This window comes from Catalinimonas alkaloidigena (assembly GCF_029504655.1).
GTDB lineage: Bacteria > Bacteroidota > Bacteroidia > Cytophagales > Cyclobacteriaceae > Catalinimonas > Catalinimonas alkaloidigena.
This window is the reverse complement of record NZ_JAQFIL010000001.1, coordinates 3,634,925-3,656,063: the sequence shown is the minus strand read 5'-3', so window position 1 is coordinate 3,656,063 and position 21,139 is coordinate 3,634,925. Positions and strand designations below refer to the sequence as shown.

Annotated in this window: 16 protein-coding genes and 1 pseudogene; 12 read left to right on the top strand and 5 right to left on the bottom strand. The window is 41.5% G+C overall.

The window, feature by feature from the left end; genetic code table 11:
* The first annotated feature begins 427 nt into the window (after window positions 1-427).
* The 12 genes and pseudogenes from OKW21_RS14895 to OKW21_RS14840 all read left to right on the top strand — a co-directional run bounded on the left by OKW21_RS14895 (window position 428) and on the right by OKW21_RS14840 (window position 15,945).
* The gene (locus OKW21_RS14895) at window positions 428-2,452 is read left to right on the top strand and encodes a cation:proton antiporter (protein ID WP_277480435.1); all 2,025 of its coding nucleotides are present in this window, start codon (window positions 428-430) and stop codon (window positions 2,450-2,452) included.
* A 457-nt stretch (window positions 2,453-2,909) separates the two neighbouring features.
* Window positions 2,910-4,772, top strand: a complete 1,863-nt coding sequence (locus OKW21_RS14890; protein WP_277480434.1) for a GAF domain-containing protein — start codon at window positions 2,910-2,912, stop codon at window positions 4,770-4,772.
* A 395-nt stretch (window positions 4,773-5,167) separates the two neighbouring features.
* Entirely contained in the window at window positions 5,168-9,310 is a 4,143-nt protein-coding gene (locus OKW21_RS14885) for a hybrid sensor histidine kinase/response regulator transcription factor (RefSeq protein WP_277480433.1), read from the top strand.
* A 279-nt stretch (window positions 9,311-9,589) separates the two neighbouring features.
* Window positions 9,590-10,102: pseudogene (locus OKW21_RS14880) on the top strand (porin family protein); the annotation flags it as partial.
* Window positions 10,103-10,125: 23 nt separating this feature from the next.
* Entirely contained in the window at window positions 10,126-10,857 is a 732-nt protein-coding gene (locus tag OKW21_RS14875; RefSeq protein WP_277480431.1) for a SpaA isopeptide-forming pilin-related protein, read from the top strand.
* A 34-nt stretch (window positions 10,858-10,891) separates the two neighbouring features.
* Window positions 10,892-12,166 carry a hypothetical protein gene (locus tag OKW21_RS14870; RefSeq protein ID WP_277480430.1) on the top strand — a complete coding sequence of 425 codons (1,275 nt, stop codon included), beginning with the start codon at window positions 10,892-10,894 and terminating at the stop codon, window positions 12,164-12,166.
* A 41-nt stretch (window positions 12,167-12,207) separates the two neighbouring features.
* Window positions 12,208-12,855 (top strand): hypothetical protein, encoded by a 648-nt coding sequence (locus tag OKW21_RS14865; RefSeq protein WP_277480429.1) that lies wholly within the window; start codon window positions 12,208-12,210, stop codon window positions 12,853-12,855.
* A 69-nt stretch (window positions 12,856-12,924) separates the two neighbouring features.
* Window positions 12,925-13,212 (top strand): hypothetical protein, encoded by a 288-nt coding sequence (locus OKW21_RS14860; protein WP_277480428.1) that lies wholly within the window; start codon window positions 12,925-12,927, stop codon window positions 13,210-13,212.
* Window positions 13,213-13,283: 71 nt separating this feature from the next.
* The gene (locus OKW21_RS14855) at window positions 13,284-13,634 is read left to right on the top strand and encodes a hypothetical protein (protein ID WP_277480427.1); all 351 of its coding nucleotides are present in this window, start codon (window positions 13,284-13,286) and stop codon (window positions 13,632-13,634) included.
* Between the two features lie 76 nt (window positions 13,635-13,710).
* The gene (locus OKW21_RS14850) at window positions 13,711-14,313 is read left to right on the top strand and encodes a hypothetical protein (RefSeq protein ID WP_277480426.1); all 603 of its coding nucleotides are present in this window, start codon (window positions 13,711-13,713) and stop codon (window positions 14,311-14,313) included.
* Window positions 14,310-15,482, top strand: coding sequence for a serine hydrolase domain-containing protein (locus OKW21_RS14845; protein ID WP_277480425.1), 1,173 nt, complete (start codon window positions 14,310-14,312; stop codon window positions 15,480-15,482). The genes OKW21_RS14850 and OKW21_RS14845 overlap by 4 nt, the downstream gene beginning before the upstream one ends.
* A 259-nt stretch (window positions 15,483-15,741) precedes the next feature.
* Window positions 15,742-15,945: a hypothetical protein gene (locus tag OKW21_RS14840; RefSeq protein ID WP_277480424.1), complete on the top strand. Its 204-nt coding sequence runs from the start codon at window positions 15,742-15,744 to the stop codon at window positions 15,943-15,945.
* 298 nt (window positions 15,946-16,243) lie between these two features.
* Here OKW21_RS14840 and OKW21_RS14835 read toward each other — a convergent pair whose 3' ends face one another.
* The 5 genes from OKW21_RS14835 to OKW21_RS14820 all read right to left on the bottom strand — a co-directional run bounded on the left by OKW21_RS14835 (window position 16,244) and on the right by OKW21_RS14820 (window position 21,132).
* Window positions 16,244-17,101 carry an SDR family oxidoreductase gene (locus tag OKW21_RS14835; protein ID WP_277480423.1) on the bottom strand — a complete coding sequence of 286 codons (858 nt, stop codon included), beginning with the start codon at window positions 17,099-17,101 and terminating at the stop codon, window positions 16,244-16,246.
* A 136-nt stretch (window positions 17,102-17,237) separates the two neighbouring features.
* On the bottom strand, window positions 17,238-18,719 hold the full coding sequence (locus tag OKW21_RS14830; protein ID WP_277480422.1) for an alkyl/aryl-sulfatase: 1,482 nt from the start codon (window positions 18,717-18,719) through the stop codon (window positions 17,238-17,240).
* A complete protein-coding gene (locus OKW21_RS32545; protein WP_338130118.1) occupies window positions 18,668-19,009 on the bottom strand; it encodes a GNAT family N-acetyltransferase in 342 nt (113 codons plus the stop codon). Before OKW21_RS32545 ends, OKW21_RS14830 begins: the two co-directional genes overlap by 52 nt.
* 222 nt (window positions 19,010-19,231) lie before the next feature.
* Window positions 19,232-19,960, bottom strand: a complete 729-nt coding sequence (locus OKW21_RS14825) for a siderophore-interacting protein (RefSeq protein ID WP_277480421.1) — start codon at window positions 19,958-19,960, stop codon at window positions 19,232-19,234.
* A 296-nt stretch (window positions 19,961-20,256) separates the two neighbouring features.
* Window positions 20,257-21,132, bottom strand: a complete 876-nt coding sequence (locus OKW21_RS14820; protein ID WP_277480420.1) for an AraC family transcriptional regulator — start codon at window positions 21,130-21,132, stop codon at window positions 20,257-20,259.
* Window positions 21,133-21,139 lie beyond the last annotated feature (7 nt).

Sequence of the window (21,139 nt, the reverse complement as noted above, 5' to 3'; positions counted from 1 at the left end):
TTCCCTTTTAGCTAAGCCAGGAAAGCAAAAATTGCCAAACGTGTAGATGTGAGGGCAACTGCTCTTCATTACCACACTACAGTAGCGCAACTCAATGCATTTTTGAAGCTATAGCCCACCTTTAGGAAGCCTATGGGCTGCTTCACAGGTGCATGTCCAACATTGGCTTAGGGCCGGGCCTCTTACGCTAATAATCATGCACTGCCGGAAGTATATTTGCAATCCGTGGTGACCATTATCTGTAGAATCCTACTATAAATTTACAATATTTTTTATCCCTGTAATACACTGATCCCGCTGTGCTAGTATAGTACAATTACCCATTGTAATAAATACGCTAACCCAGGCGAAAGCTGTAATTATTTGAAGTACATTCGTTTGTTTTTTTTCAGGGCTGAGAAACATTACAAACTTAAATCCAAGTACTATGCAATTACTGGTTGATTTCCAGCTTCCTCTCTCCGATCCGGTACAAAAATTTACAGTAATTCTATTGGTTATTCTTTTTGCTCCTCTCTTATTCACCCGCTTTCGCATTCCAGGCGTCATTGGCTTGATCCTGGCTGGCACCGTCATTGGCCCCCATGGATTGAATATTCTGGAACAAGGTGAAACCACGCTCTTTGGCACTGTGGGGCTGTTGTATATTATGTTTGTAGCCGGACTGGAGATTGACCTGGTAGACTTTAGTAAAAACAGAAAGCGCAGCTTGGGCTTTGGTGCTTTTACATTTTTCATCCCTCTACTCATAGGTACGCTGGTCTCTTACTACTTTCTTGATTATCCTCTACGATCATCCATTTTGCTGGCTAGCATGTTTGCTACGCATACTTTGATCGCATATCCCATTGCAAGCCGCTTAGGTATTGCTCGCAACGAAGCGGTTACGGTCACAGTGGGAGGTACTATGATCACCGATACGGCAGCATTGATGATATTAGTACTGATTACTGCTTCCGTAAAAGGTACGCTGAACACTTTTTTTTGGATACAATTGGTAGTATCTACCCTGCTTTTTACTGTACTGGTGCTTTGGGGTTTTCCTAAAATTGCCCGCTGGTTTTTTCGGAATGCTGAGCAGGATGGAGTTGTGCAATATACCTTCACATTGATGATGGTTTTTTTAGCAGCGTTTCTAGCCGAACTCGCAGGTTTGGAACCTATCATAGGGGCTTTTTTAGCTGGCCTGGCACTCAACAGACTTGTACCTCATACATCAGTTTTGATGAGTAGAATTGAGTTCATCGGTAATGCACTCTTTATTCCATTTTTTTTGATCAACGTCGGTATGCTGGTAGATCCTGGCGTAGTGTTTCGTGGATCAGAAGCCCTGATAGTAGCTTTTACGCTCACCAGTGTCGCTTTGCTCAGTAAGTTGATCGCAGCTCATTTAACCCAATGGTCATTTGGATTTTCTATTCTGCAGCGCAATGTGATATTCGGACTTAGCAGCGCCCATGCTGCTGCTACCATTGCAATCATTCTCATTGCGTACAATTTAGAGTTGCTGGATGAAAATGTACTGAACGGCACAGTAGTGCTGATACTTATCACCTGCATGGTCAGTTCTTTCATTACAGATCGGGCGGGAAGAAAATTGGCAGTAGAGGCATACAAACCTCCGCCATCAGATCAACAGCAAGAAAGAATACTAGTGCCGGTAGCCAATCCAGCCAATATGGAACAACTCATTGACCTGGCAGTCATGATCAAGCAGCAGGATGACGGCAATCCTGTTTACTCACTTTCGGTCGTACTTGATGATGAAGGGGCTAAAGAGAACTTGTGGCATAATCAGGCTTCTTTTGAGAAAGCTCGGAAACATGCTACGGCTGCAAACCAGATGATTCATCCTATTTCAAGAGTAGATATGAATGCTTCCAGTGGTATCATCAGGGCGTCAAAGGAGATGGGCGCCACTAAAATTGTTATGGGGTGGAACGGAAACCTTGCTACGAAAGATAGGTTGTTTGGCAGTGTGTTAGACCATGTAGTTAGTGATACTGAACAGGAAGTAATGGTGGTTAAGTTGCTCAACCCGCTCAATACATTTCGAAGAATAGTATTATGGACCTTACCAAACGCAGAAGCTGAAATAGGATTTAGTTATTGGGTGACTACTTTGGGCAGGTTATGTAATAAGACCACTGGTGTTTTACATTATTATGGAAGCTCAGAAACTGGACAAGCTTTAATGCATGAACTTCAAATGGAAAAAGCCAGTGTACAGTTTGTTGAAAATCACATAGAGGCGGCAAAAGGGATAAGCTCTCTGGTTGATATCATCACACCCTCGGATTTGTTGGTTATCACAAGTACCCGGGAGAATACCGTTTCCTATCATCCTATGATTGAAAAAATTCCCACGGTATTATCAAATGATTTTCGTGACTTAAGTTTTCTGGTTATATATCCTAAGCATGCTTTGGCAATTCCTTCTTTTTATAAATAATTCTATGTTTGTTTATATAATTTATAAGCAAAATATGCAAATAAAGCAGCCCCTAAAAAAAGATTGCCTGGCTTAGGATTGGAACAGATTAATACTGGGGCTTAACTTTCCTTTTTGATGACAGGTATGTTGAAGCATAGAAGCGTATTCACTATACAAGCTATTTGATACTTCAATTTTGAATTATGGATAATATGCTTGTTAGATTGATCAATCAAATCCTCAATCATACATCTATTGGGTATCCTATATTTGCATTATCTTGATATATAGCCTAAATAAATAAGAGATAAATTGTACATTTTATCGCTTTTAGTCAGGATGCATTAGCTTAAAAAAGCTTTTTTATCAAAATCTTAGTATTGAATTGGTAATATTATGTTTTTGTTAAATGTAACAAAAACAATATAAAATATTGTATTTATCATATATTTGTCATACACTTAATGCATGACAAATGAGATTGAACAAATTAAGCATCAGTCTTCAACTCAAAATAGCTTTTGGCACTTTATTGTTATTTTCCACTTTTACTGCAGTATGGAGTTTCTTTTCCTTGGACAAAATGAATGAACTGGATAGGAAGCAGCTTCAACTCATAGAGGTACAATCAAGCTTTCGCCAAATCAGAAATTACGAAAAGGATTTCCTGGGTAATGAACTGATCAATGAAAACTTTTATAAAAATAGACATAGCCTTTTTTTAGATAGCATTTCAATTCAGTTGTTACGAATTAAAAAGCAGTTACCCTCCCTTTTGTCTGTGGATGAAGGAAGTGATGATTTGAGTCAAATTCATCACCAACTAACACTTTATGAAAGACAATTTGATGAATTGAGTAATCAATGTCTGCTTCGTGGCTTCAAGGATTATGGTTTGGTTGGCTCATTACGAGAGCTTATCCATAAAGTTGAAGATTATCCCTATCCTTATGAGCATGCAGATATGCTTATGTTAAGAAGACATGAGAAAGATTTTTTATTGAGGAAAGATACCAAATACCAACAGAAATTTAATGACCAACTTCATAAGTTTACTGCTGGCATAGAAAGTCATACACCCACTACTGCTCAACTGGAAATATTGTCTTACTTAAGGGACTATGGCAGGCTTTTCAATACTTTAGTAAGTATGGAAATTCAGATCGGATTACAATCTGATCAAGCTATGTTAGGACAGTTACAAAATACTGCTCAAACCATTGAAAACATTATATTCAATATCAAAGAAAGAATAGGTCGGCAAATAACTGAGGAAAAAGCCTTTCGGATGCGATTTTTGGCTATTTTGTTGGGTGTGCAGTTAATCGTAGGACTATTCATGTTGGTAATATTGAGCCGAAATGCCAGTAGGTTAAGTACCAACTTTACGCAGATAAAAGACAAGATCAGCAGGTTATCACAAGGTATCATACCTGAAGCTTTTGCGGAAGACATACTCGATGAGGTAGGTCAGACTAAAAATGCGATCAATCAGTTAATCCTAGGCATGCATCAATACACGGAGTATGCAGGAAAAATAGGAGAGGGGCATTTAGAAACCGGATTTCAATTATTAAGTGCACAAGACCGCTTAGGCAACGCATTATTAGAAATGCGGGAGAAGCTATTTAGAATGGTAAAAGAGCAAAACCAAAGAAGCTGGAGCAATGAGGGGATAGCACAGATGGAAGGTATGCTTAGAAAGTTTGAAGATCAAGAGGATTTTTACGCTCAAATCATATCAGAATTAGTAACCTACTTAAACATTAACCAGGGAGGCATATTTGTCAAAGAAAGCGATGGTGATGAAACCGTTATGGTATTGAAAGGAAGTTATGCCTGGGGCAGAAGGAAATTTCATCAGGATAGATTTTTTGCAGGAGAAGGCTTGATAGGCCAGGTATGGCTGGAGCAGGATACAATATATTTGACCGAGATTCCAGAAAATTTTATCACTATCACCTCAGGATTAGGGGATGCCAATCCAAAGAGTTTAATATTAGTGCCGCTGCTCTATAATGAAGAGGTGATTGGAGTTATAGAACTGGCCTCTTTCAGGGAGTTTTCCGCGTATCAAATAGAGATGGTAGAAAAAGCCGCTGACAGCATAGCGGCTTCCATAGCAAAGGTGAGGGCTAATGCGCAGATAAGAATGTTATATGAGTCTTCCCAGCAACAAGCCGTAGAGCTACGGGCACAGGAGGAGGAAGTGCGTCAGAACATGGAAGAATTGCATGCTATTCAGGAGGCTCAACAGCGTAAAGAAGAAGAATATGTAAAGCAGATAGAAAGCCTAAAAATGGAGAAATTGTCCAGGGTAAGTAGTAAAGAAAGCTAAGCTTTAGTGAAGAAACTATTCATTGTGTTGGTGAAGTAACAAGCCAGATACCATGTTGGGCTGGTTTTTTTTTACTTAAGGATTTAAAGTGAATTAGCTATTTAATATGGGGAGGTATTGAAAGCTTACTCATATTATTTTGCTTTACTAGCTTTAGCTTATCCTGAGCCGTATTTCTTTGCCGTCTTCTTTATTATGCAGTAATAGTGGAAGGGGATTTATTGCAAAGGGCAATCTCTTATTATGTATTAGAAACGAAATATGCATAAGTAGGTGAGTGCTCATGAGGAGCTTCTGTAATCCTTAAAAAGGCTGTAAAACCCACAGAGAATCCATTCTTCATCATAGTAAAAAAGAGGGATTTTAACTAAATTAAAATACCTTGACAATGAACTATGAAACCCTCGTCTGCACGACAATATCGTTTCTGCTTACTACTTTTTCTTTTCCACTGGATATGCCTCAACCTTATTGCACAGCAAAACCATCTGGATTTCCAACATATGGGTAAATCCATAGGACTTTCCCAGGCACATGTATGGACCATCTATCAGGATAATAAAGGGTACATCTGGTTGGGTACTTTTAACAGGGGATTAATACGATTTGATGGGAATGACTTTAAAATATTTAAGCACGATCCTACCAACCCAAACAGTATCAGTGGTGATTGGGTCAACGTGATTTATGAAGACAAAAAAGGTAATTTTTGGGTGGGCACCCGCTATGGGGGGCTGAATCTTTTTCTGCCTGAATATGATATATTTTACCATTTCAGAGCAAACAAAGAAGACTCCCTGGCTTTGAACAATGACTTGGTCCGTGACATACTGGAAGATCAGGAAGGGAACCTTTGGGTAAGCACTGATAATGGCCTGGATTTATTTAAGTATAGTGGTGATCCTTTGGGTGAAAACACTTTTATCCATTATCAATACAATGAGCAGGACAAAAATAGCATCAGTAGTGATTACATTACGGATTTATTTATCGACAGCAACGACATTCTCTGGATAGGTACCTACGGAGGAGGCTTCAATAAATATGATAAAAATAAGAAGCATTTTATCCGTTTTGCCCACAATACGAATGATCAAAATAGTTTGTCACATAATGTAGTAACCTCAATAACTGAAGATAGTAAGGGTAATTTATGGATCGCCACTTTGGGAGGAGGCTTAAATTTGTTTGACCCTGAAACCAATCATTTCACCCACTATCAAAACGTCCCCAATGAGCCGGAAAGTATCCCGAGCAACCTGATTTGGTCTATATGTGTGGATGATAAAGACAACTTATGGCTGGGTACCGAAGATAAAGGATTAGTCTTTTTTAATCAGCATATCTCTGCTTTTCAGCATTATACTCATGATGTGTTGAATGAAAAAAGCATCAGTGCCAACCAGGTTTTTTCTGTTTTCATCAGCAGAGAAAAGGACTTATGGGTTGGGACATGGGGAGGAGGAGTGAATTTCAGCAGTGGAAACACAAAAGCATTTTACACTTATTTACCCTCAAACAAGGAAGGCAGTATCAGTCATCATGTGGTCACTTCTTTATTTGCCAGAAAAGATGGAAGGGTTTGGGTAGGAACCGAAGGGGGAGGGTTGAATTTACTTGATTTGCAAAATGGCAGGTTTACTCATTTTAAACACAATCCAGGAGTTCGGAATGCCCTCAGTAGCAATGAGATCATGACCGTATTGGAAGATAGACAGGGTTTTGTATGGGTAGGCACCCGTGGCTCAGGTTTAACAGTGTTAAAGCCAGATCTGCATTCGGTATATAAAAAATATGACCATCTTCCCGACGATTCCACTACTTTAAGTTCACATACGGTAAGAGCCATTTTTGAGGATACTGAAGGGAATATCTGGATCGGAACAGATGAAGGACTAAATGTATTGAACCGGAACACCGATGATTTCACCTCTTATCAATGGCCTGTTATTGCAAATAATTTTGTTACCCACATTTATCCTTATGATGAAGACAATTTTTGGGTGGGGACCCGAAATGGATTGAGCCTTTTTAGTATCAAAAAAAGGAGTTCTAAAAATTATACCCCTGATCATACGTTACCAGGCAGCATTAGTCATCAGTGGATATCAGGAATCTATAAGGATTCAAAAGAAAACACATGGATAGGCACCTCCTATGGTTTGAATTTATATCAAGCGCAGCATGATTCATTTGTTACGTTTTATGAAAATGATGGATTAGGAAGCAATGGTGTGGGAGGAATTGTAGAAGATGATCTTGGATATTTATGGATCAGCGGGAATGGATTTTCAAAATTTGATGTAAGCCAGGGGATCTTCAAAAATTATGATGAGGTTAACGGTACTACAGTTTGTGTAAAAGCGATGAATGGCGAAATCATCGCAGGCTCCCTCAACGGATTGGTGCGATTTGATCCTGATAGCATTACTGAAAATCCCGTCCTGCCCCCAGTTTACATCACTGAATTTTATCTGTTCAATGAGCCTTCAGGAGTTAAAGTTTCTGAAAATTCGCAATTAAAGCAGGTAGCAGCGGTTGATCAGGTGACCCTGGACTATCAACAATCAGTATTCTCATTAGCGTTCACTGCTTTGCAGTATACCTATCCTGAAAAAAGTAAATATGCATATCGACTGATGGGTTTTAACGATGACTGGGTGTATACCGCTAGTGACCGTAGGATGGCTACTTATACCAATCTCGATCCGGGTACCTATCAGTTTCAGGTAAAAGCTACCAACAACGATGGGCTTTGGAATCAGCATCCTACTACGCTCGATATTATTATTAAACCTCCTCCCTGGCAGAGCTGGTGGGCTTATCTGATGTATATTCTCGCTCTGCTCGGACTCATTTACGGCCTCAGAAAATATGAACTCAAGCGAATTTGGCTCAATCATCAATTGCAATTGAAAAGCCTGGAAGCGCTGCGTTTGACGGAAGTAGATGCTATCAAGTCTCGATTTTTCGCCAATATATCTCACGAATTCCGTACACCTCTGACCTTGATTTTGGGGCCGGTTGACCGCTTTCTCAAAAAGTTTACTGAAGAGAGTACTGAAAGAAACGAGCTGTTGCTCATCAGGCGCAATGCGAAACGACTACTGGCATTGATCAACCAGTTGCTGGATATTGCAAAAATTGAATCCGGCTCCATGAAGCTGGAGGCTTCAGAAAATGATTTGATTGCCTTTCTGCGTCCAGTACTGCTTTCCTTTGAATCTCTGGCTGAAAGCAAAAGAATTGACTATGCATTTGACTTTAGGTTTGATAGCCTGAATCTCTATTTTGATCCGGATAAACTTGAGAAAATAGTATTGAATCTGGTATCCAATGCCCTGAAGTTTACCCCTGCAAGAGGTAAAGTACATATTGAAATATTACCAGTTGAAGAAGGAAACCCCGGTTTTGTAGCCATCAAAGTGATAGACACTGGTATTGGCATTCCGCAAGACGAATTGGAGAGGGTCTATGACCGGTTTTATCAGACTGATCGCGCTCATCAACATAAGTTTGGCGGTACGGGCATAGGCCTTGCGCTTACCAAAGAATTGGTGAGCCTGCATCATGGTGAAATTTTGGCAGAGAGCGTAATAGGCAAAGGCTCCACTTTTACAGTTGTTTTACCGTTGGGCAAAAATCATTTTGGTGCTGAGGAAATTGCAGATAAATCCTCTACTGAAAAACCTGTCACGGATGTGGAAGGACATGAGCAAACTGAAACTCTCAGAGATGGAGAGATGATCAAAGCCAGTGAATCAATTATTCTGGTAGTAGAAGACAACCCTGATCTCAGAGAATATATCAAGCTTCATCTTTCGGATCATCCTAAAACCAGGCACTTTAGAGTAGCCGAAGCCATCCATGGTAAAGAAGGCTTTGAGCAGGCGCTTCGCCTGATACCGGATCTGATCATTGCAGACTTGATGATGCCTGAAATGGATGGCTTAGCCCTGTGCGCTCAGTTAAAAAAGGACGAACGGACAAGCCATATTCCAGTAGTGATGCTCACAGCCAAAGCCGACAGAAAAAGCAAGCTGGAGGGACTGGAATCCGGAGCCGATGATTATATGTCCAAACCCTTTGATGCTGATGAACTCATGGCCAGAATTACCAACCTCACTGCCCAACGGGAGCTGCTCAGAAAGAAATACGCCCAATCTTTCACCTTTGAGCCGGAAAAAATAACAGTCAATTCTGTAGACCAACGTTTCCTGGAGCGGGTGAAATTCATCCTGGAAAAACGAATGGATGATCCTGCACTCGATGTCAATGATTTTAGTCATGAAATTGGTATGAGCCGTTCTCAGTTTTACCGTAAACTAAAAAGCATTTTAGGCCAATCCCCTAACCAATTCATCCGTGATATGCGACTGGCACGGGCAGCTCAGCTCTTTGATGAACACTTCGGCACCGTAGCGGAAGTTGCGTATGCCGTGGGTTTTAGCAACTTGTCCTATTTCACCAAAAGTTTTAAAGACAAATTTAATAAGCTCCCATCCGGTTATAGTTCCAAAAAAACCCATAATATTTAGGAGTAAGCTCTGCTTTTCCCTGGCTTAATTTGCCTGTTCAGATCATATGCGACAAATGTGTCAAGATTTGATTTGTTTGTGGTAAAGGAATCTTCTTCCCTTCCATACCTTTAGCCATTATCCTGATTCAGGCCAAGCATATCAATGTTAGCACCATGAAAAAAATAATCTTATTTACATTATTATCGATGACAGGACTGTTGTCGGGTTTGTTGGCTCAAGGGATTGGACTGAAAGCCGGTTTTAACTTATCGACCTTCCAGGGGGGACGATGTAGAAAGTGCGGATATGAAGCCAGGCTATCATGCAGGCGTTTTTTATCAAAGACCTATTTCCGATAAAGTGATGGTAGTACCTGCCTTAATCTATACCACCCGGGGAGGTCAGGATGAAACCCGTGAAACGATGGAAATTACTAATACCGCTACCCTGATACAGAAAGAAAAGGTAGTATTGACTACCCACTACTTAGAAGTACCTATTGCGCTCAAATATTATTTTGACCCAAAACTTCACATTTCAATCAGCCCTATGATTTCTTTTCTACTTGACCATACAGCAAAAATTACCTCTACCGGATGTATCAATGAAAGCTGTACCGGAGTCAGGGAAGAAGATAATGAATATGCTGACTTTCGAGATATAGAACTGGGATTGGGATTTGGCTTCGGTTATTATATCAACAGGCACGTCAGTATGGCCACCCAATATCAATTAGGGATGTCCAGCATTGTGGAAGAAAGTGAGGTATTCAACCGGGTATTGTCATTCTCTCTGGGATACGAGTTTTAATGTCAACTTACACCACTACTATCATGAAAAATGTATGGCGAATTATCAGTACAGTATCGCTAGGGCTGCTGGTTAATCTGGTCTTTATTCAGTGTGAAGAAGATATCTCCAACAATGGTGCAATCCTCCTTGTACAGGTGGTAGGTGGATTTACCTGGGAGCCTGTAGCCGGGGCTGAAGTAACAGTTTATCGTAATGTGGAAGATTGGGCTAGGGAAATGAATGAAGTAAAAAAGGTTCAAACCGATATTAATGGAGAAATACTACTTGAAAAACTAACTACAGGTGAGTATTTCTTCAATGTAGTGAGTGGTTCTATGAATAATTGGCATTTCTCCGAGGGTATGTCTGTAGCAGAAGGTACTGTCAGCTATTATCCTGTCTATATCACAGAAAATATAAACAGTATTATTTCCAGTGTTGAAGGAAAAAAATGGAGCATTACAGGGGTAGCTAACGAGCTGGGCGAAGATATTTCCCACGAGCCTGCATATGCATGCATGCTGGATAATGTGGTGACTTTCAGAAAATCCGGTTACTACTCCATGGAAGAAGGGAGTATGAAATGCGACCCAACAGGCGTTGACCACTTGGAAGGCGAATGGGTGAGTAGTGGTGACACCACTGCTTTTTGGGTTCTTTTTGAAGAAGATATCATCGGTTTTCTTATAAACAACTTTACCGAGAACAGTTTCTCAGCCACCTTATACGCAGAGTCAGGGGGCATTACCTATCATTACAAATTAATCCAATAAAGAAATAATGTTTCATTTAATCCCTTGCCCTAACATGTCAAAGTTAAAGCTCTTCTTTCTGATCTGTTACTTTTTGACAGCAAATGAAACCCGGCTTCAGGCGGGTGATACTCCTCAAAAGGTATTACTCACCGATTTTAAGTTCAGAACCTTGAATCAATTCCTGTTCCCCAATTATTTCCAGGATTCAATTACGGAAGAGGTTATTTTTGAAAAAGCTGTAGCCTTGATTACAATGCGGATAGGTGATTGTGAAATTGCAACATACCAGCCGGAGAAGATCAGGTATGATATCAATTCTGGTGATGTTAAAATAAATAAAGTTCCCCGGAACGGATTCGATTACTATGTTCAGATTGCCAGTCACATAGACGGTATACAGGATATATTTCTTGGTTTTGGTCTGATAAGATTTCAGTTTGTGACCCAGGTCAGGATGGAAACTCCTGATGGGAAAGAGGTTTTTACCCATCAGTATATGATTCCTTTCAATAGCAGTCAGGAACATGATCGATTGTTTGACGAAAGGATCATAGGAAAAGAGGATTTCACCGATCTGTATATACAATCTCTGGAAGGAGTATTTCATGGGAAGGATCATGCAAAAGGAACCCTGAAATTCATAAAGCCTGCCGTTATCCAATATGAAGATTTTCTTTCCGAAGCCAATCCTTATTCCATTAAATTAAAGGTGGGCGTATTTGGCAAAAAACTCAATTTTAATGATGTGAAAGAGGGAAAAAGTTTTGTGGTTGAAGTAAAAGAAGGCATTCCAGTAGGTTCAGGCGTAGACGCAGAAGGGATTTATGAGAAGTCCAGGGTACGGAAAAACTATACTGTCAAACAGCCGCTGGCTCAGGGCACCTATAAAATCAAAACCTTCTATAAGTCTGCCAGGAAGATCGCCAATTTTATTACCGTAGGTGAACCTGCTTTTACCCTACAGGGCATGCAGGATGAGCGGGAAATATTCTACTTTCAGGCGGGTTTGTATGAAGATAGATTCGATGGTACTTACTCTCCGCAACTGCTCAAAATTGAGGGGTTCAGGGCAGGGAGTACCTATTTGATCAAATACAATACATTCTCCAATTTCTCAGAAATCAGGGTGAATGACACCTTGATAGGGATGGTCCTGCTGGGCCAAAATAATTTCGATGAATTAGCCCTAAAAGGTGGTGACCAATATCAACTGTATATCAGGGAGGGGCCTCTTCCTGAGGGGCCAATCATAGATGCTTTCCTGATTTACATGATATGCAGTGATTTTTTATTGGGCGGTGAAGAGAATGCCTCTGATCAAGACTAATTAACGAGCTTTTATTTCAACAAAAAAGTAAAATACAAAACATGAAAACAACACTTTTATTACTGGTGCTGGTACTGAGTGCCTACACCGCTTATCCTCAACACAGAGAGATTTATGTGAATCCGAATTTTGAGGCTTTGTCAATGGAGCATCAAACCCTGGCCATTCTTCCGTTCAAGGCCATCATCAAGCTACGGCCCAAGCAGATGGAGTCGATGCCTCCTGAACAGCTCGCCCAATTACAGGAAGGTGAAGGGATGGCCGTGCAGAGTGCCTTGCTCAGCTACTTTCTGAAAAGAAAAGATCAGCATGCCTTTGCCATCAACTTTCTGGATTTAGGTACTACCAACGCACTACTGGCAAAAAATAACATTGATCAATCCAACATAGATGCGTATACACCCCGGGAGTTGGCTCAGATTTTAGAAGTAGATGGCATCATCTCAGGTATGCTGTTATCCGACAAACCCATGTCGGAAGGAGCGGCGGTCGCGATGGGTATCCTGGTGGGGGTTTATGGTCCGACAAATTCGGGCAAATGTACGATCAATATCAATGATGGAGCCACTGGTGAGTTACTCTGGAAATACGACAAGACCCTTTCCCGAAGCTTAGGAAGCGACACCAACACCATCATTAACGCCATGATGCGAAAGGCCTCTAGACAGCTGCCTTACATCACTGAATAAAATGCCGACCCACCCTTCGAAGATATCATGGCCGGGGTGGGCAGCATCTTATATCTAACGACACATACGATGTACACACGAATCATCATCATGCTCATAGGGTGCTGCTCCCTCTACCACACAGGGATGACGCAGAATGAAGAACGAAACAAGGCGGATGTGCATCCTACAGTTTCTTTCCTGACAGCATTCCCGGCAGGTACCTTCAAAAATGATTTTGACAGAAATGTACTATATGGTTTCAGTATCGGTGGAGTCATTACTCCGTTAAAAAAAAAAAAATACCCTTCTGGCAGGCAGGAGCTCAGGGTGAGTTTCTCTATTCATGCGGCAAACGGGATAGGTGGAATAGCCTGAAAGTAAAAACGCAGAGTAATTTCATCAGACTTAATCTAATCAACCGTATCCGACCTACCTATACTGGGAAGGTGGACCCTTTTTTTGAATTTGCCTGTGGGCTGAACATAAGCCAGACTGTGACAAGCTACAAGGGCATGGGAGGTGACGGTCAGGCTTCCTTCTGGGAAGCACTCCTGAATGTGGGTGATGGACAGAAAAAGATAAGAGCCAAAGCCTATACCGAATCGGGTAGTAACCTTGGCATTGGCATAGGTGCCTTTATCAAGAACTGGATGGTAGTGAAGTTAGTATATAATTTGAGTCTCGAAATTAGGTTTGTCAGAAAGGAAGATATTATGATAGGGAGTTACATTAATTATATCACTACCAAAGCAGACAGCCATATCTTTTCCCTGAGTACAGGCATTAGTTTACAGTAATCAAACAGCTATCTGATGGAATACTTCAAACCTCAACAAGAACTTCAGATGAATGATACCTTTTAAATCACACTCAATGAAAGCTCCCTTTATTAACCATTTTATGGCATTGCTCATATGCCTGATTTCAGTCACAACATTCGGCCAGGCAAAGCTTACGCAACTTACCCTCGAGACCGGCAATGCCATTACCGGCTTACCAATTGTTGGCGCACCACAATTGTTCTATACGCATTACCATCCTTTCAACACTATTGGCGCCAGTTTAGTATGGAAAGAAAATGGAAAGCAAGCCTGGGAGCAAAGTTTTAATATGGGTTATATCTATCACCGTTTTGTTCAGCATAGCATCCTACTGTTTACAGAAACCATCTATCGTTATGATTTTAATACAGCATTTAGCATGCGTGCTCACTTAGGTTTGGGTTATCTGCACAGCATTCCGGGTACAGATCGCTTTGAACTCAATAAACAGGGTGAATATGAAAAAATTGCTAGCTTAGGCCGCGCACAGGTAGGTGTCAAGTTTTCTATCTCTGCAGCCTATAAGCTCAGCCCAGATTTTCAGCTTTCTATCAACTATGGTGTGCTTGGTCAGCTGCCGTTTGTTAAATCATATGTTCCTCTGCTTCCTTACAACGCTATTCAGTTAGGCATCCTTAAAAATATTTCAAAATGAAAAAGCACTGGATTTCTTTATTGGGAATGATTTTTCTGGTTACTCTTTCTTGCCGGGAAGCTGATATCGGACCTTCCTATAATTGTACCTATGCTTCAGCCGCTTCCAGTACTCTGCATCCCAAAAATGCAGTGTTTCAATCAATACTGGATACCTACGTGAAAAATGGCTTGCCCGGAATTTCTACGCTGATAAAAGACGAAGATGGCGTGTGGGTTGGCTATGCTGGCAAAGCAGATATTGATAAAAATATCCCGTTTACTCCATGCCATGCTTCCAAGGCTGCCAGTATCACCAAGTTTATGGTGGGTACCCTTACTTTTATGCTACAAGAGCAGGGCTTGATTGATATCAATGACCCCATTGCGAAACATATAGATGCCGATATTATCTCGAAAGTGAAGAATGCCGACCAGGTGACGATCAAAAACTGTTTACAGCATACCACAGGCATTTATGATATTATTACGGATGCTGAGTTTTATCTGGCTGTGCTAAACAATCCGAATAAACAATGGAGGGCGGATGAGTTACTGGAACTAGTCTATGACAAAGACCCTTACTTTGCTCCTAACGAAGGAGTGGAATACAGTAATACCAACACCATATTCGTAGGTATGTGTCTTGATAAGGTATTGGGATACTCACACGCGAAAGCCCTGCGCGAAATGATTTGGGATCCACTGGCTATGTATGATACCTACTATCAATCGCGCGATCTATTACCATCTACGGTAGCACAGGGCTATTACGATCTTTACAACAATAATACGATTGTCAATGTATCCAACCTCGTCACCGGCAGTGGGAATGGTTACGGTGGGGTGTTTAGTACCGTTTACGATCTTCAAAAATTTATGAATGCCTATTATTTTGATAAAACTTTGGTAAATGAGGAAAGTATGGGCATGATGATGACTTTCGTTTCCGAAGGTGATATGAATAATCTGGGAGTAGGCATCATGCAAAAATTCAAAAACTTCTCCCCGCATTTAGGCTTAGGCCACTCAGGTCGTGACCTGGGATATAGTGCTGACTTGTTTGTATTTCCAACACGTAATGACCGTCAGATGATCTTCTTTGTGAATTATGGCACCGATGGAGATTCTGCCTTAAGGGAAGTGTTTAGGGAATTTGAGAAAACATTGGTCTTAGAAGTTACGGAATAGGTATGGGATTGACCGATAATAATTTAGATTAATGCTAGTAAAGACCTTACAGACCGGGCTACTGCCCCATAGCACTTTCCGGATAGTCTTGATCGGTCTACGAATCCGGTAACTGAACCTAAGAGGTCAGTTCGTCCGGGGTATGCCCTGCTTCATCCCCTCTATCGTCTTTTCAAACTCGAAGCGGATAGTGTCATGCTAGTGGGTCAGTGCCTGAAGGGTTTCCTGCAATTGGACGCCTACGGCCGGGTACTATCCCATGTCCTGGCTCTTATTGCAGCATCTGATCTATACTTCTATACCAGTTCTGTACATTCAAGTAGTGAGCCCTCCGAATGGAAAACACATTGAGAAAAGACTTGCAGAAGTTATCGTCCGTAAAAGGTGCCCCAGATTCGTAGATAAACAACTGTTCGTAGGTTTCCACGCTGGCCGCTACCTAATAGTTGAAGCCCGCCTGTAAGTAGGCTGACCTGCTCTTCTTCAAAAATGGTGGGAGTAGGTTCAACCGGTCCCTCATTAACCACTGGAGGGGGGCATCTGAAAAAGAAGGAGCTTGGGCTATTTCGTGTATCGGTGAACTGTATGATGTCGGGACGACATTCATCGTTCCGGGCTTAATATTTATGGAGAGCTTGCCTTTCTTACTGCGCCTGTAGCAAAAAAACAGGAAGTAAAAAGCTAACGGATAACAACAAAGATTTATGTAAATGCTTCATGGAAACGGTGGGTTAAAGTAAAACAATATGTTGGGCAGATGTTTAGGGTGAGGTTTGTCTTTGAAAGCGTTTCATTGCTTCCAAAATGCTGATATGTTCCCGGCCCGTAGCTTTCCGATAGTCGGAAGGCACGTCCATATCGCCATTACTGATACCCTGATAGATACCGGCGATGACCGTACCCATAAACTCACCCAGTTCACCGATGCGTTGCTGACGATACGCCTCAACGCTCATGGGTTCGTACTGCAGGTCCGTGTCAAAGACTTCGTTCATCAAATCGGCTAGTTCATACTGCGTGATGGCCGGGCCGCTCAGGTTGTAGGTCTGTCCGTTGTGCTGGTCTTCGGTAAGCATCCGGGTGTAAGCGTAGGCCAGCTCACCTCGAGTCGTGTAGGCACAACGACCGTCGGCAGCACAGTTGGTAATCTTACCGTCTTTTCGGTAGTGATCCAGGTATTCCAGATCTGGCTCCAGATACACTCCGTTGCGTCCGATTGACCATGCCAGTCCACTTCCTTTCAGATATTCTTCCGTATGGCGATTGCTCTTCACAATGGGCGAAAAGTCAGATTCGCTCAATGGGCCGATGATACTGGTATACACCACTTTGCGTAGCCCTGTAACTTTGGCGGCGTCAATCACATTGGCGTGTTGCTGCTTGCGCTTCTCGGGATCGTCATTCCCCGAAACCAGCAAGAGGGTATCTACTCCCTGCAATGCCGTATCAAATTGCTCTCTTTGCGTATAGTCTCCTGCTCTTACTTCCACACCGAGGGATTTGACATGTTCCGGAGTCCGGGCGATGGCGATGACGTTTTCTTGGCCTATGGTATCAATAAGCGACTTAACTATGGCAGTTCCTAACTGTCCGCTGGCGGATGTTACTGCGATTTTCATGCTTGTTAAGATTTTGGGTCTACACTAAATTGCTGAGTCAAAGATAAATTCAAAAGAATAGAAGCGACAGGTGAAATTAGGCGTGAAAATGGTGAAAATGAGAAAAGACATCCTCATATTACTCCTATCATATATGCTACTCACTATTTCTTTCCAATTCATTTGCATAAGAGAGATAGTAGTTTCTGGCTGGTGCATTGATTTGCTGTGCCGCTAAAGCTCTTAATAACTTTACCTTCACTTCAATGACTTTTGTTTTTTCATAATCAGTTTGGAGTAAATAGTCAGCTAATCGTAAGCCCCACTGATAATGCTCTTCCTTTAGGGCATCATTGAGTTGATCAAACATTTTCTGTTCTCCTCCGGCGAGTTCAACAATATGTTTTGCCTCCTGCGAACCGGAGAGGGGGTAAAGGTTGGTAGGGTTTCCATCAAACCAACCTACATAGTGAAGGAAAATAGATCGTACCCCCCATGGCACTGAGCCATAAAACTCCTGCAGGTTAGGTTGATTTCGCAGTGAATCCGCTAAGCGGACACTGTCAACCGTTTGCTGGAGGGTATAGCCCTGGTTCATGGCATCTATGGTTTGTTGATAGACACTTAAAATAGCTGTAGCGTAGTTTTTCAGTCTACGATGCACAAGTGCTTTTCCAGAGAGTGGGCGGGTATGTCCGGGCACGAGGTATTCCACCGGCAAAGTACTCATTTTTTGTACTGATTCACCCCATGATTTAACATCTCTGTATTGTGAACCCCGAATGGCATATAGGTTCGGAAAGGATTTATAGTAATTGTCTCCGGTGAACAATGTTTCAAGAGCAGGAATCCATACAAAGAGTTGGTCATTGGTTTCTCCATTAGCCGCATGTAGTTCAAAATCCAGGCCGGCAAGCGTAACCAGCATAGAGTCTTCAAAGGTAGTGTTCGGCTCTATGTATCCTTCCCCGACTCTGTCTGTCGGAGTAGTGCCTGGAGCTACACCGCGATTGATGACCTCTTCTGCCGGTAAATTCCGCCCGAATTGTCGTGCGTTGCGTTGTTTTAAGATAGGCTCTACCGGTGATCGTTCCTGCAGCTCATCTTTAAATCCGGCTCTGGCAATGATCTTAACACCTTGGCTATCACCAACAAATGCTGCAGTGCCTCCACTATGGTCCTGATGACTATGGGTATAAATTAATGCCTTGACAGGCTTATCTGTTATTTTCTGAAATTCTTCTGCTACCTTTTCCGCCGCACCCAAAGCTCTAAGTGCATCTATGATCACCACGCCTTGTTCTCCTATAACCATAGAAGCGTTCGAGCCATCGAATCCTACAGCTACATACACATTTTTGTTTAACTGGATAATTTCAGGAGTGAATTCAGCGGATTGGCTTCTTAGTTTACTGATATTCGGATGCTCCTTCGTTTGCTCCTGAAGAGTATTTTCTTCTGAGGAATTTTGACATGCTTGTGAAAAAATAACAGTCAATAAGAGCAAAGTGACCTTAGGTATTGATGCATACCTTTTGGCAGCACGAAAGCGTGTAACTATCAATTGATTTTTCTTTAAGTACATTTCTATCTGAATTTTTTGTTCTTTATTAGGCACAGCCATTTGGCTAAAAGGCATAGTTGAATCATGTCAGCTATTATCCTCATGGCTGTAGCATCAGTTTTCTTTTTCTGTATCAAATTCCTTAAATTTTTCAGGCTATATCCCTTAAACATGATATAAGTCTCCACCAATCCTAATTTTGAGTGCCTGAAACCTTTTGGGCTTGTGCCTATGATCCTGAATCCAAATTTTTTCCACGATTTTATTGCTCCAAGATTTGTACTCACAACAATATTAAACTGTATCCCGAAATAACCGCTTTGCTGCACGAAACGGATTGAATGTTCACATAGTTTTTTTCCAATTCCCTTTCTCTATGCTTTCGGACTTATCATCTGGAAAATTTTCAAACGGCTTCATGATCCGCTTCTGGAGCTTTTCTTATTTGCATGTTCTATTCCTTTTTTTTAATGCTAACAGCGGGATTTTTTGTGCTAATTTTCGGTTTACTATCCATCTTCATTTCGTTGATTTTCTTTCTGAGCTTTGAAACCGCTATTCTTTATGACCAATGTTAGCAGGTCGGATTATTCAAGTCCCTTTTTGTCTGGGTTCCAAAAAGGTTTTGTTTTTATCTGTTTGGGTTTCCAGTGTAGTTCTTTTCTAAAATATTGGTTTAGCGCTATACATATTCTGCTATCTCCGCCAATGTAAACCATTTTTTTACCTGTCATTTTGGGTACAACTTCTTTTACTCTGGAAATCAGCTCATCATAAGGATTTTGAGGCATTTCATAAAAATCAAATGGTGTGGCTCCGTCAATATCCGGAAAAAGTTCGCCTTGATGCTGACTGTATAAGACACTTTCTATTTTTTTGTCTCTGGAAAGATTGCGTCTAATCATATACAGATGAGATAATGCGGATAAGTCACCGATCATCAGGTAACTGTCTGCCGTGTCGTCAACTAAGAAATTGCCTTTTTTCCACTTAAAGTAAACCTTATCTCCACTTTTGCTTTCTTTTGTCCACTCAGCACCGATCCCCTTACTATGCGTAGCGATCGCAAGGTCTATGTGTCCATTAGATTTATTCAAACCCCAAACACTATAGCTTCTCACTTTGTCCTTTAGTGGGATGTCGTCCTTGCCGATACCAATTCCCAAGCGTAAAAAATAGCCAGGAATAAAATCAGCCTTAGCAATGTTATCATTTTGTAACCTGATTCGGTAAGCTGATTCTGAAAGCTGTGTTTTGGCAATAATTACTGCCTCCTGCAGTACAACTTTTTTTACTATATTTTCAATAATTCCCATTGGTCTTAGTCTAATTTTAAAGCATGAACGTTCCTTGCCAGCTCGCTAAGGGCTGATGCATCGTAGGAGCTCGCTGGAGAAGATTTTTCTGTTATTTGTCAATTTCTTTGCACAGAACGATTAACCTGCGGTTGTTCTTTAGCTCCTCCCCACTGTCCATCTGCCGTAACCACTCATGCTCATGAGTGAGCAGGCGTTTGATTGTATTGTCCTGACAACTACACGATGATACGCCAGCAAAGGTAGGAGGGTTAGGTTAATCTGGGTGTAAGAATGGTAAAAACGGGAAATTACGCTTAACGAAGTGTGCTTCTCAGCTCAGTCGGGGTCATATCCGTGTATTTTTTCACAAACTTGACAAAATTGGTAGGTTCCTTAAATCCGGCTTCATAGCCCACTTCGTTCACCGTAAGGGATGAGTTAGCGAGTATTCGTTTGATCTCCAAAATGAAGCTGGCGGTGATATAAGTCTTGACAGGCATGCTCACCATCTCCTGCGTGATCATATTGAGCTTTTTAGATGACATATTGAGCTGTTCAGCGTAATAGCTGACTTTTCGCGAACGAAAAAGATCCTGCCGCAGGAGTTGCTGAAATTGATTGAATTCCTGATAATAGCTTGAGTCAGGATAATGGGCATGCTCATTCCTCAGCCGCTGGGATTTTAAGAGCAGCAGATTCAGGTAGCTCCGCAATATTCTTGCACTGGCAAAATCACTAGTACGTTCTCTTTCCTGCCGAGCCATAGTAATGATCGTCTCGAACTCGCGGTATTGCTCGTGGGGCAATGGCACTACCGGGTGATAGAGCTGATAGTTAAAAAGCTGCTGTAAAAAGATGTTGTCTTCAAAAGCCATACTTTGGGTGAGGAAGCTTTCGGTAAAGAGCACAAGATAACCCTCATTGTTTTGTAATGATGAAAAGGCATGCAGCTGTTCTTTGGCAATAAAAATCAGATTGCCCTGTTTGTACTCATAGGTGTTAAAATCAATGTAATGGGTTCCGGGCTTGCCGTCAGTGACAAAGATAATCGTATAAAAATTCAGCCGGTGAGATTTCATGGGGTCGTGGTCATGAAAGGTATTCTGAAATAGTTTAGACAATTGGGTGATTTCAAATTCAAGGGTCTGTTCAGTATCTTTCTTGAACCTTACTTCGGGTATTTCCTTCATAGCTTTC